The sequence below is a fragment of the Nocardioides sp. Arc9.136 genome (genome assembly GCF_030506255.1).
Classification (GTDB): Bacteria; Actinomycetota; Actinomycetes; order Propionibacteriales; family Nocardioidaceae; genus Nocardioides.
In genome coordinates this window covers 706,215-718,680 of the sequence record NZ_CP113431.1, presented here as the reverse complement: position 1 = coordinate 718,680, position 12,466 = coordinate 706,215, and the positions used below count along the sequence as shown (strand labels likewise).

The window sequence follows — 12,466 nt, the reverse complement described above, 5'->3', positions numbered from 1 at the left end:
GTCCTTCGTTAGTTCTGGAAATCAAGCTGTGGACCGAGGGGGGCCGGCGCGCTCCCGCGCGCCGGCCACGCACCTCAGACTTCTTCGACCGAGCTGGGCTCGCGACGCGACAGGTCGATGCCGAGCTCCTCGGCGGCGCGGAAGACGTCCTCCTCGGCGTCACGGAGCTCGATCTGCGAACCGTCCTGGCTGAGCACCTCGACGTTCAGGCAGAGCGACTGCATCTCCTTGACGAGCACCTTGAACGACTCCGGGATGCCCGAGTCGGGGATGTTCTCGCCCTTGACGATCGCCTCGTAGACCTTGACGCGACCAGGCACGTCGTCGGACTTGATCGTGAGCAGCTCCTGCAGGGCGTAGGCGGCGCCGTACGCCTCCATCGCCCAGACCTCCATCTCGCCGAACCGCTGGCCGCCGAACTGGGCCTTGCCGCCCAGGGGCTGCTGCGTGATCATCGAGTAGGGGCCGGTGCTGCGCGCGTGGATCTTGTCGTCCACGAGGTGGTGCAGCTTGAGGATGTACATGTAGCCGACCGAGACCGGGTCCGGGAACGGCTCGCCGGAGCGGCCGTCGAACAGGTTCGCCTTGCCGGACTCGTCGATCATCCGCACGCCGTCGCGGTTGGGGATCGTCGAGCCGAGCAGGCCCGTGATCTCGTCCTCGCGAGCACCGTCGAACACCGGGGTCGCGACCTTGGTGTTCGGGTCGGCCTTGTCGACGCCGATCTTGATCAGGCGCTGCTTCCACTCCGAGCTGTCCGGGTCGCCGGAGAGGTTGAGGTCCCAACCCTGCTTGGCGAGCCAGCCGAGGTGGAGCTCGAGGATCTGGCCGATGTTCATCCGTCGCGGGACACCGAGGGGGTTCAGCACGACGTCGACCGGGGTGCCGTCCTCCATGAACGGCATGTCCTCGATCGGCAGGATCTTCGCGATGACGCCCTTGTTGCCGTGGCGACCGGCGAGCTTGTCGCCGACGGAGATCTTGCGCTTCTGCGCGACGTAGACGCGGACCAGCTGGTTCACGCCCGGCGGCAGCTCGTCGCCCTCCTCGCGGTCGAAGACCCGGACGCCGATGACGGTGCCCGACTCGCCGTGCGGGACCTTCATCGAGGTGTCGCGCACCTCGCGCGCCTTCTCGCCGAAGATCGCGCGGAGCAGGCGCTCCTCGGGGGTCAGCTCGGTCTCGCCCTTCGGCGTCACCTTGCCGACGAGGATGTCACCGGTGGTGACCTCGGCGCCGATGCGGATGATGCCGCGCTCGTCGAGGTCGGCCAGCATCTCCTCGGAGACGTTCGGGATGTCCCGGGTGATCTCCTCGGGGCCGAGCTTGGTGTCGCGGGCGTCGACCTCGTGCTCCTCGATGTGGATCGAGGTGAGGACGTCCTCCTGCACCAGGCGCTGGCTGAGGATGATCGCGTCCTCGTAGTTGTGGCCCTGCCACGGCATGAACGCCACGAGCAGGTTGGTGCCCAGCGCCATCTCGGCGTCGTCGGTGCACGGGCCGTCGGCGATCGGGCTGCCGACCTCGAGCCGGTCACCCTCGCTCACCAGCGGGCGCTGGTTGATGCAGGTGCCCTGGTTGGAGCGGCGGAACTTCGCCAGGCGGTACGTCGAGTAGCTGCCGTCGTCGTTCATCGTCTCGACGATGTCGGCGGAGACCTGCTTGACCACACCGGCCTTCGTCGCGGTGACCACGTCACCGGCGTCGACGGCGGCGCGGTACTCGATGCCCGTGCCCACCAGCGGGCTGTCGCTCGTGATGAGCGGGACGGCCTGACGCTGCATGTTGGCGCCCATGAGCGCGCGGTTGGCGTCGTCGTGCTCGAGGAACGGGATCAGGGCGGTCGCGACCGAGACCATCTGGCGCGGCGAGACGTCCATGTAGTCGACCTCGGCGGCGAGGATCTCGGAGACCTCGCCGTCGCGCTGACGGACCAGCACGCGCTCCTCGACGAACCGGCCGTCCTCGTCCATGGCGGCGTTCGCCTGGGCGATGACGTAGCGGTCCTCGTCATCTGCGGTGAGGTAGTCGATCTGGTCGGTGACCCGACCGTCCTCGACCTTGCGGTACGGCGTCTCGACGAACCCGAAGGGGTTGATCCGGCCGTAGGACGCGAGCGAGCCGATCAGGCCGATGTTCGGGCCTTCCGGGGTCTCGATCGGGCACATGCGGCCGTAGTGCGACGGGTGGACGTCGCGGACCTCCATGCCGGCGCGGTCACGGGACAGACCACCGGGGCCGAGCGCCGAGAGGCGACGCTTGTGCGTCAGGCCGGCGATCGGGTTGGTCTGGTCCATGAACTGCGAGAGCTGCGAGGTGCCGAAGAACTCCTTCAGCGCCGCGACGACCGGACGGATGTTGATCAGGGACTGCGGCGTGATGGCCTCGACGTCCTGGGTCGTCATCCGCTCGCGGACCACCCGCTCCATGCGCGCCAGACCGGTGCGGAGCTGGTTCTGGATCAGCTCGCCCACCGTGCGCATGCGGCGGTTGCCGAAGTGGTCGATGTCGTCGGCGCTGATGTCGAGCGCACCCTGGGGCGCCTCGAGCTGCTCCTGGCCGTCGTGCAGCGCGACGATGTACTTGATCGCGGCGACGATGTCGTCGATCGTCAGCGTCTGCTGGTCGAAGGCCTCGGTCAGGCCGAGCTTCTTGTTGATCTTGTAGCGGCCGACCTTGGCGAGGTCGTAGCGCTTGGGGTTGAAGTAGTAGTTGTTCAGCAGCGTCTGCGCCGCCTCGCGCGTCGGCGGCTCGCCCGGGCGCAGCTTGCGGTAGATGTCGAGCAGCGCGTCGTCCTGCGCCTGGGTGTTGTCCTTCTCCAGGGTCAGCTCGATCGACTCGTAGACCGAGCCGTCGGGACGGCGGAACTCCTCGAGGATCTGCTCGGTCGTCATGCCGAGCGCCTTGAGCAGCACCGTGACGTTCTGCTTGCGCTTGCGGTCGAGGCGGACGCCGACCAGGTCGCGCTTGTCGATCTCGAACTCCAGCCAGGCGCCGCGGCTGGGGATCATCTTGGCGGTGTAGATGTCCTTGTCGGACGTCTTGTCGGCCGAGCGCTCGAAGTAGACGCCCGGGGACCGGACGAGTTGGCTGACGACGACACGCTCGGTGCCGTTGATGATGAACGTGCCCTTGTCGGTCATGAGCGGGAAGTCGCCCATGAAGACCGTCTGGCCCTTGATCTCACCGGTGTCGTTGTTGGTGAACTCGGCGGAGACGTAGAGCGGGGCGGAGTAGGTGAAGTCCTTCTCCTTGCACTCGTCGACCGTGTACTTCGGGTCGTAGAACACAGGGTTCTCGAACGAGAGCGACATCGTCTCGGAGAAGTCCTCGATCGGCGAGATCTCCTCGAAGATCTCCTGCAGACCGGACTTGCTCGAGACGTCCTCGCCCTCGGCACGCCGGCGCTCGACGGCGGCGTTCCACTTGTCGTTGCCGATCAGCCAGTCGAAGCTGTCGGTCTGCAGGGAGAGGAGCTGCGGGACCTCGATCGGGTCCTGGATCTTGTTGAACGAGATGCGGCGGGGGTTGCCAGAGGTGGTGCGCGCGGCCAAGAGGTGTCCTTCGAGGATCGCTGCCAGAGTGGCGCCCGAGCCCCCCACTAGATCAGCCACCGGGCAGGCCGAAATGCATCTGAGGGCAGGCGCAAAGCGCTACGATACACGAAGTCCGGGCACGCCACAATGGCTGCGTGCGTCTGCTCGACGAGCGTCCCGACGATGATGCGTCGTGGGACCCATCGGGTCAAGCACCACCGCCGGTCCGGCCCGGCGCTCAGTCCAGCGGCGTGGTGTCCAGGCCGTCGACGAGCCAGTCGCCGTCGCGCTCGACCATGGTCACGGTGACCTGGTCGTAGCTCACCTGGGGCTGCGCGAGGTCCTTGCGCTGGGTGCTCCGGTCCACGAAGAGCAGGACGTCGACGCGGGTGCCCTCGTCGTCGGTGCGCACCAGGCCGGAGCCCAGCACCTCGCCGGTCACGACCGTCCGGGTGCTCGGCGCGTTGTCGCTGATGACCCCGAAGAGCTTGTCGTACTCCTTGCGGTAGGCCGGCGTGAGGTACGAGCGCGCCCTCGCCTGGTCCTCCTCGAGGTTGCGGTAGTCGAAGGAGAGCACCGGCACGATGACCCGCTCCGCGGTCGACTGCGCGGCCCGGGCGGCGTCCTCGACCGACTCGCCGTCGCCGCGGACGTCGGCGACCAGCCAGGCGGCCAGGCCCACCGAGGCGGCGGCCAGGACGGCGACGACCGCCAGCAGCCAGCCCGGCACCACGCGTGGGGCCCGGCCGGCGGTCGGGCGGGTGTCCGCTCCCCCGTCGGTCGTCGTCGTGGTGGTCGTGGTGGTGGGGGTCGTCGGGGCCGGGCTCGCGGCCGCGGTCACCGGGTCGGCCTCGTGCGCGGGCTCGGGCTCCTCGGCCGCGAGCTGCGCGTCGTGCACGGCGCGGCGGTCGGGGTCGAGGAGCACCTCGGCGGCCTGGTTGGCCGAGCGGAACCTGCGGTCGGTCGGGTCGAGGTCGGCGATCGCGGCCTTCCATGCCGCGCGGATCTCGGCCTCGGACGCGGTCGGCTCGACGCCGAGGACGTCGTACCAGCTGGGGGTCACGGGGTGCTCCCTCCGCTCGCGCCGGGGCTCGGGACCGGGGCGGGCGCCTGGCCGGCGTCCTCCTCGGCGACCACGGGGTCGAAGTCGTCGACGAGCCACGTGCCGTCGCTGCGGACCAGCTCGACCTGGACCCGGAAGACGACCGGCTCGTCGTCGACCCGGGGGCCGTCGGGCTTGCGCGCGTCGCGCGGGTAGCTGTTGGTGAAGGAGCCGGCGACCAGCGCCGTGGCCTTGTCGCCGTCGAGGTCGGAGACGCCCGCGGAGAACACCTCGGCCTCGCGACCGACGGCCGCCTCGGCGACGGTCGACTCCGCCGCCGCGACGCCCTGCTCGAAGGAGGTGCGGAACTTGGGGGTGATGACCTCGCTGACCAGCTCGCGGTACTCCGGCATCTGCTCGCCCTCGAGGAGGTCGGGGCCGTAGGTGTTCAGGCGCAGCATGAACTGCCGGGCCTGGGCCATCACGGCCTCGCGCTCCTGCTGGACCCCGTCGGAGTCGTCCCCGATCGCGCCCGTCGCCCGCAGCCCGCCGAGGACGGCGGAGGCGACCAGGCCGACGACCAGGACCGCGGCCAGCACGAGCAGCAGGACCACCCGGAACCGGCTGCCGGTGGCGTCCGGCTGACCGTCGGCCTGGTGGCTCGCGTCAGCCGTCGGGTCGCTGGCGGTGCCGGTGGTCGGGTCGTCGTTCACCTCTGCGGTGCCATCAGCGGTGCGAGGTACAGCCACTTCCACGAGTCCTCTCCGAGCGTCGAGGGCGCCACGCTACTGGCCGGCGCCTGCCTCGACGCGGCCCGGTCTCCCCAGGTCAGCTCACCGGTCTCCTGGTCGTAGGAGGCCACGACCGGCGCGCGGTAGGTGGCACCGGCCGGCTTGTCGAGGTTCTGGGCGCCACGCGCGTTGGCCACCGCGGCCGGCTCGGTGCAGCGTGCCTGCTCGTTGACCGGCCGGTTCTCGCCGTCCTGCGGGACCCGCCGGTCGGTGCCCTCGTACCCGGCGCGGCAGACCTTCTTGGTCGTGAGCACGAGGCCGAAGTGCGCGTCGTACAGGCCGGTCTCGGGGGTCTTCGAGACCACGGTGAACCCGCCCTCGACGACGTAGGGGTAGATGACGAGCAGCTGCTTGATGCCGTCGAGGTGGCGGACGGTGACCTGCCCGGTGGTGACCAGGTTGTTGATCAGGTCCCCGAGCTCGACCTCGTTCTGCTCCAGGAAGGTGCGCAGCTGGGTGGCGGTGGCCGAGCCGGTGTCGATCAGCCGGCGCAGGTCCTGGTCCGCCCCGGCCAGCGAGCCGCTGAACAGCGAGAGCTGGGAGGCGAAGGTGCGCAGCGCGCTCTGGGTGTCGAGCTGGGTGCCGAGCACCGTGTTGCTGTCGCGGATCAGCGAGGTGGTCAGGTCGAAGTTGGCGTTCGCCTCCTGGATGAAGGAGTTGCCGGTGTCGATGATCCGCTGGAGGTCCCGGCCGGTGCCGTCGAAGGCGGTGCCGAGCTCGTCGACGGTCGTGCGCAGCGCCTCCTGGTCGACCGAGGAGGCGGTGTCGGAGATGTCGGTCAGCAGCTTCTCGGTCCGGATCGGGGTCCGGGTGTCGTCGACGTCGATCTCCGAGCCGTCCTCGAGGAGCGGCCCCTCGTCGACCTTCGGCTGCAGCTCGACGTACTGCTCGCCGACCGCGGAGCGGTTGCCGACCAGCGCCATGCTGTCGGCCGGGATCTCGTCGTACTCGTTGTCGATCTCGAGGTGGACGTCGACGCCGGAGCCGGTGAGGACGAGCTTGTCGACGCTGCCGACGCCCACGCCCCGGTAGGTCACCTCGCCGCCGGGGAAGATGCCGCCGGACTCCTCGAAGTGCGCGACGACGGTGTAGGCGTCGTCGATGACCAGCCGGTCCAGCCGGGCGTAGCGGGCCCCGACGAAGCTGACGCCGACGAGGGTGATGACGACGAAGACCAGCAGCTGGATCTTGGTACGGCGGGTGATCACTGCGCGACCTTCCTCTGCACCAGCGACGGGACGAGCAGGGTGACGAGCGCCGGGTCGTAGACCGCGGCCAGCTGGCCCATGGTGGGACCGCGGTCGGCCGCGGCGCTCCCCCCGGACCCGGTGCCGGACCCGGCGCTGGGTCCGAACGGCGCGCGCGGGAGTCCGAGCAGGTCACCGATGGCACCGAGGCCACCGCCGTCGCCGTTGCCGTCGGCGTCGCCACCGAGCGGGAGCGGGAGGCCCGGGATCTGGTTCAGCGCCGAGCAGACGACGGTGTTCTTGTTCTTCGGCTTCTGGCACTCCTCGCGCAGCTCGAGCAGCAGCTGGACGTTGGAGAGCACCTTCTGGCACGCCTTGCTGCCCAGGTCGAGGCTCTGCAGGCACTTGAGCACGTTGCCGACCACCGCGGTGGGGTCGAGCTCGGTCGGCAGCAGGGTCGGCAGCGAGGTCGGGAGACCCGTGGTGCCGCCGCGCAGGTCGATGTCGAGCTCGGCGGACAGGTTGGTGTAGTCGCCCATGTGCAGGTTGCGGGCGACCTGCGGGTCCCGGCCCACGACCTCGTCGACGAACGGGTAGGTCAGGAAGACGTGGAAGGCGTCGACCAGGGCGTCGCCCGAGTTCGCGAGCTGGGTCAGGACCGGCTGCAGCTGGCGGACCGACTCGATCGTGGCGTCCTTGGATGCCTTGATGACCCGCACCCCGACGTCGCCGAGGTCGTCGAGCGCCCGGAGCATCTTGACCAGGTCGCCGCGCTGCTTGTCGAGGGACACCAGCGCGCTGGGGAGCTCGTCGAGGGCGAGGTCGATGGTGTCCTGCTGCTCGTCGACGTCGATGGCCAGCTGGTTGACCGACTCGATGGCCGCCACGATGTCGGCCTTGTTCTCGTCCAGGGTGCCCACCAGCGTGCGGACCTGGGTCAGCACGGAGCGGGCGGAGTCCTCGCGGCCCTCGAGGGCCAGGTTCAGCTCGCCGGCGATCGTCTTGAGCTGGGCGATGCCACCGCCGTTGAGGACCAGGCTCAGCGCGCCGAGCACCTCCTCGACCTCGGGGTTGCGGCCCGTGCGCTCGAGCGGGATCTCGTCGCCGTCGGCGATGGTCTGGGTGCTGGCGCCCTCCTCGGGCGCCTCGAGGGAGACGAACTTCTCGCCGAGCAGGCTGGTCTGGCGGATCTCGGCGCGCGCGTTCGCGGGCAGCTCGGTGTCGTCGCGCAGCTCGAGGGTGACCACGGCGGTCTCCCCCTCCAGCGCCACGTCGGTCACCTTGCCGACGCTCACGTCGTTGACCTTGACCGTGGACTGCGGCACCAGGTCGAGGACGTCGGTGAACTCCACCGTCAGGGTCATCGGGTCCGAACCGGTGTCGGTGCCGCCGGGCAGCGGCAGCTCGTAGACGTCGAAGTCGCAGCCGGTCAGCAGCACCGAGCCGAGCGCGACGGCCACGACCGCGCGGGTCAGCCTCCGCAGCCTCATCCGGTCACCTCCACGAGCCCACCGAGGGTCAGGTCGAACCGCTTGCCCGAGGACGACCCGGTGCCGGCGCCGAACGGCGCCGAGCGCGGCAGGATGGAGTCGATCAGGCCGCACAGCGACTCGCTGTCGTCGACCTGGTTGACCAGGCTGCACAGGAAGATCGAGGGGTCGTTGATCAGCTCGTCGGCGATGTTGCCGATGTTGGCGTTCGTGTCCAGCGTGCCGGCCTGCGGGTTGTAGGCCAGGGCCAGGTTGTTCAGCGCCAGCGGGGCGTTGGCGAGGGTCTCGTCGAGCGCGGTGCGCTGCTTGACCAGCACCTTGGCGACGCGGTTCAGGCCGGTGATGTTGCGGCCCAGCGACTCCCGGTTGGTCTTGACGAAGTCGCCGACCTGCCCGAGCGCCACCGACAGGTTGCGCAGCGCCGCGGTGAGCTCCTCGCGCTCCCCCGCCAGCACGGTCGAGACCGAGCCCAGCGACTGGTTGAAGTCGCGCACCGTCTTGTCGTTGCGGGCCAGGGTGCCGATGAAGCCCTCGAGCTCCCCGAGGGAGCCGAAGAGCTCCTCCTTGTTGTTGTCCAGCGTGGTGGAGAACCGACCGAAGTCCTTGATCGTCTGGTTCAGCTTGGCGCCCTCGCCGCCGAAGTTCTCGGCGGTCACCTCGAGCAGGTCGGTGAGCGCACCCTCGCGGTTCGCGCCGTTCGGGCCGAGCGCCACGGTCAGGTCGTCGAGGCTGGAGTAGATGTCGTCGAGCTCGATCGGCACCTCGGTGCGCCCCACGTCGAGCACGGTCCCGTCGGCGAGCGTGTCGCCGCCGTCGTACGCCGGGGTCAGCTGGATGTAGCGGTCGCCCACGATCGACGGCGCCACGATGACCGCGTCGGCGTCGGTGGGCAGCTTGACGTCGCCGTCGTAGCGCATCGTGACCTCGACGCTGGTGCCCGTCGGCTCGACCGACTCCACCTCGCCGACCGGCACGCCCAGCACGCGGACGTCGCTGCCCTCGTAGATGGAGATCGCTCGGGGGAACTTGGCGACCAGCGTCTTGGTCTCCGACCCGCCGAGGACCGTGACCGCGAAGAAGACCACCAGCACGAGCAGCAGCAGGGGCACGAGCGCCCGCTTGAGCAGCGTCATCCGAGGCCACCTCCGTTCGCGAGGTCGGGGACGGGCGGGAGGTTCTGGATGTAGGTGTCGAACCACGGTCCGCCGCCCAGGGTGTTGGCGAAGACGCGGTAGAACGGCGCCATCAGCCGCAGGCTGTTGTCGATGTTGTCCTCGTTCTTGGTCAGCACGCCGACCACGCTCTCGAGGTTCGACAGGGCCGGCGCCAGGTCCGCGCGGGTGCCGCGGACCAGCGCGGTCAGCTCCTCGGAGAGGGTCGAGGTCGAGACCAGCAGCCGGTGCACCGACTGGCGGCGCTGCACGAGCGCCCGGAAGAGCACGTCGGCGTCCTTCATCAGGCTGACCAGGTCGCCGTCGCGCTCGTCGAGCACCGAGGAGACCCGCCGCAGGTTCTTCAGCAGCGAGTTGATCTGCGTGTCGCGCGACGCGACCGTCTCGGAGAGCGCCGAGACCCCGTCGAGGGCCTCGCGGAACTCCGTGGGCGTGTTCCGGGTGAGGTCGGCCAGCGTGGTGAGCGAGGCCGCCAGCTGGTCGGTGTCGATGTCCGCGGAGGTCTCGGCCAGGCCCTCGAACGCCTCGACGACGTCGTACGGCGAGGTGGTCCGCTCCTGCGGGATGGTGGCGCCGGCCTCCAGCTGGCCCTCGCCCGCCGGCTCGAGCGCCAGGAACATCGAGCCCAGCAGCGTCTTGACCCGGATCGAGGCCTGGGTCAGGTCGCCGAAGTCGGAGTCGGTCTTGATCTTGAACGTCACGTCGACCTCGCCGTCGCGCAGCTCGACGCTCTCCACCTTGCCGACGCGGACGCCGGCGATGCGGACCTCGTCGTCGGCCTTGAGGCCGCCGGCCTCGGCGAAGCGGGCGTGGTAGGTCTCGCCCCCGCCGATGATCGGCAGGTCCTGGGCGCGGAACGCGGCCATCAGCAGCGCGACCAGCACCAGGATGCTGACCAGGCCGATGATCACCGGGTTGCGCTCGCGGAAGGGCTTCATCCGAGGTCACACCTCTCCGAGCCGACGGAGTAGGTCAGCGGGATCGAGATGTTCGCGGGCAGCCGGATCCGTCCCTGGAAGTGGCACAGGTAGAAGTTGAAGAACGAGCCGTACGTCGCCGTCCGGCCGACCTTGTTGAGCTTGATCGGCAGCACCTGCAGGGCCCGGTCGAGCTCGGCCTTGTTGGCGTCGATGTTCCCGGTGACCCGGCGCAGCTGCTTGATGTCCTCGATGAACGGGGTCCGGATGCCCTCGACCAGGCCCGCGGTCTCGACCGAGAGGTCGGAGATCTGGTCCAGCGAGGACAGGATCGCCTGCCGGTCGGTCTTGAGGCCGCCCACGAAGGTCCGGAAGTTGACGATCAGCTCCGAGAGCTGGTCGTCCCGGTCGCCGAGCCGGTCGAGCACCTGGTCGAGGTTGTCGATCAGGTCGCCGATGACCTGGTCGCGGTCGGCGAGGGTCTGGGTCACCGAGGCGGTGCTGGCCAGCAGCCCCTCGAGCGTGCCGCCCTCCCCCTGGAAGACCTGGACGATCTCGTAGGACAGCTTGTTGATGTCGTCGGGCGACAGCGCCTGGAACAGCGGCTTGAAGCCGTTGAACAGCACCGTCAGGTCCAGCGCCGGCGACGTGCGGTCGACGGGGATCGTCGCGCCGTCCTCGAGCTCGTCGGTGGCGCCGATCCCCTGGCTCAGCGAGATGTAGCGCTGCCCGACGAGGTTGCGGTAGCGGATCGAGGCGTTGGTGGCCTCGCTGAGCGAGGTGTCCTCCTCGACGGAGAACGTCACCTGCGCACGGGTGCGGTCGACGATGTCGATGCCCTGGACGGTGCCGACCTTGACGCCGGCCACGCGGACGTCGTCGCCCTTGTTGACGCCGGTGGCGTCGACGAAGACCGCCTTGTACTCGCGCGTGGCGCCGAAGGAGAGGTTGCCGATCACGACGATCAGCAGGCCGGTGGCCAGCGCGGTGGTCACCATGAAGACCAGCAGCTTGGTGAGGTCGCCGGCGGTGCGCTTGTCGAGCAGGCTCATCGGACCGACACCTCCGCCCCGCGGGCCATGGGCGCGACCAGCAGCGGGCCCAGGTCGTCGACGGACTCGGTCGTGGTGCCGAGGCCGGGTGCCAGCAGGCTCTTGAGCACGACCGACTCGGCCTCGCTGCCGGCGTACCCGGGGCCGCCGAGGTAGCCGGGGGCGACCCGCGAGGTGCCCTTGCCGGTGGCCTCGTCGACGCCGTCGTTGAAGTCGGGCTGGTGGCGCACGGGGTTGTCCTGGTTCCAGGGCGGGTTGGGCAGGTGCAGGCAGCTGCTCGGGCCGCGGTCGTCGTTGAAGACCGGCTTGTCCTCGGGTCCGTAGGGGCGCGGCTGGTTGGGCAGCGTCTCGAGCACGATGTGCAGCTCGAAGCCGCGGAACGCCTCGGCCTGCCGGTTGCCGGCGTTGACGATGCCCCGCAGCAGGCACGGGAAGTCGGTGGAGTAGCGCGCCAGCGCCCGCAGGAACGGCTCGCTGACCTCGCCGAGCTCGATGAGGTTCTCCTCGTTGTCGTCCAGGAAGCCGCGCGCGGTGCCGGAGAAGGTGGTGACGTCGTCGAAGAGCGCGTTGAGCTTGGCCTCGCGGTCCTCCAGCGTCCCGGTCGTCAGCACGGTGTCCTCCAGGATGGAGCCCACCTCGGGCAGCACGTCGGAGTAGACCTGGGAGACCTCGGCGGTCAGCCGGAGGTCCTCGACCAGCTGGGGGATCTGCGGGTTGATCCGCTTGAGGTAGCTGTCCAGGGTCTCGAGGTTCTGGCCCAGCGCCTCGCCCCGGCCCTCGAGCGCGGTGGCGATGGCGGTCAGGGTCCGGTTGAGCTGGGCGGGCTGGACGGTGCGCAGCAGCGGGTAGAGGTCGGAGAGGACCTCCTCCACCTCGGTGGAGACCTCGGTGCGCTCGATCGTCGCGCCCGGCTCGATCGCGTCGTCGGCGGCGTCCTCGGGGATCACCAGCGACACGTACTTCTCGCCGAAGAGGGTCTTGGGAACGATCGAGCCGGTGACGTTCGCCGGGATGGTGTCCCGCTTGCCCTGGTAGAGGCCGAGGGTCACCTCGGCGCCGTCGGAGTCGGAGGTGAAGTCGAGGACCTCGCCGACGATGACGCCGCGGATCTTGACGTCCGCGCGCTGCGGCAGCTGCAGGCCGATCGACGAGGTCCGCAGGGTCACCTCGTCGTACTCGGAGAACTTCTTGGTGAAGATGCCGTAGACGAGCCAGACCGACAGCACGATGAACGCCAGGAAGGCGACGCCCAGCAGCTTGGTGCGACGAAGGATCACGA

9 protein-coding genes are annotated in these 12,466 nt (G+C 69.5%); all 9 read right to left on the bottom strand.

The annotated features are described in order from the left end of the window. Positions 1-74: 74 nt before the first annotated feature. Positions 75-3,554: a DNA-directed RNA polymerase subunit beta gene (gene rpoB / locus OSR43_RS03395; RefSeq protein ID WP_302269621.1), complete on the bottom strand. Its 3,480-nt coding sequence runs from the start codon at positions 3,552-3,554 to the stop codon at positions 75-77. 220 nt (positions 3,555-3,774) lie between these two features. Beyond that, positions 3,775-4,599: a DnaJ domain-containing protein gene (locus OSR43_RS03390; RefSeq protein ID WP_302269620.1), complete on the bottom strand. Its 825-nt coding sequence runs from the start codon at positions 4,597-4,599 to the stop codon at positions 3,775-3,777. Beyond that, entirely contained in the window at positions 4,596-5,291 is a 696-nt protein-coding gene (locus tag OSR43_RS03385) for a hypothetical protein (RefSeq protein ID WP_302269619.1), read from the bottom strand. Before OSR43_RS03385 ends, OSR43_RS03390 begins: the two co-directional genes overlap by 4 nt. Continuing rightward, complete coding sequence (locus OSR43_RS03380; RefSeq protein WP_302269618.1) at positions 5,288-6,577, bottom strand: MCE family protein; 1,290 nt, start codon at positions 6,575-6,577, stop codon at positions 5,288-5,290. Before OSR43_RS03380 ends, OSR43_RS03385 begins: the two co-directional genes overlap by 4 nt. Then, entirely contained in the window at positions 6,574-8,046 is a 1,473-nt protein-coding gene (locus tag OSR43_RS03375) for an MCE family protein (protein ID WP_302269617.1), read from the bottom strand. The genes OSR43_RS03380 and OSR43_RS03375 overlap by 4 nt, the downstream gene beginning before the upstream one ends. Further along, positions 8,043-9,179 carry an MCE family protein gene (locus tag OSR43_RS03370; protein WP_302269616.1) on the bottom strand — a complete coding sequence of 379 codons (1,137 nt, stop codon included), beginning with the start codon at positions 9,177-9,179 and terminating at the stop codon, positions 8,043-8,045. Before OSR43_RS03370 ends, OSR43_RS03375 begins: the two co-directional genes overlap by 4 nt. Beyond that, positions 9,176-10,156, bottom strand: coding sequence for an MCE family protein (locus tag OSR43_RS03365; protein WP_302269615.1), 981 nt, complete (start codon positions 10,154-10,156; stop codon positions 9,176-9,178). Before OSR43_RS03365 ends, OSR43_RS03370 begins: the two co-directional genes overlap by 4 nt. Continuing rightward, positions 10,153-11,187 carry an MCE family protein gene (locus OSR43_RS03360; protein ID WP_302269614.1) on the bottom strand — a complete coding sequence of 345 codons (1,035 nt, stop codon included), beginning with the start codon at positions 11,185-11,187 and terminating at the stop codon, positions 10,153-10,155. The genes OSR43_RS03365 and OSR43_RS03360 overlap by 4 nt, the downstream gene beginning before the upstream one ends. Beyond that, positions 11,184-12,464: an MCE family protein gene (locus OSR43_RS03355; RefSeq protein ID WP_302269612.1), complete on the bottom strand. Its 1,281-nt coding sequence runs from the start codon at positions 12,462-12,464 to the stop codon at positions 11,184-11,186. The genes OSR43_RS03360 and OSR43_RS03355 overlap by 4 nt, the downstream gene beginning before the upstream one ends. Between the last annotated feature and the right edge of the window lie 2 nt (positions 12,465-12,466).

Coding starts and splice junctions, on each gene's coding strand:
- OSR43_RS03360 (WP_302269614.1), bottom strand. CDS start 11,187: ATGAGCCTGCTCGACAAGCGCACCGCCGGCGACCTCACCAAGCTGCTG.
- OSR43_RS03365 (WP_302269615.1), bottom strand. CDS start 10,156: ATGAAGCCCTTCCGCGAGCGCAACCCGGTGATCATCGGCCTGGTCAGC.
- OSR43_RS03370 (WP_302269616.1), bottom strand. CDS start 9,179: ATGACGCTGCTCAAGCGGGCGCTCGTGCCCCTGCTGCTGCTCGTGCTG.
- OSR43_RS03375 (WP_302269617.1), bottom strand. CDS start 8,046: ATGAGGCTGCGGAGGCTGACCCGCGCGGTCGTGGCCGTCGCGCTCGGC.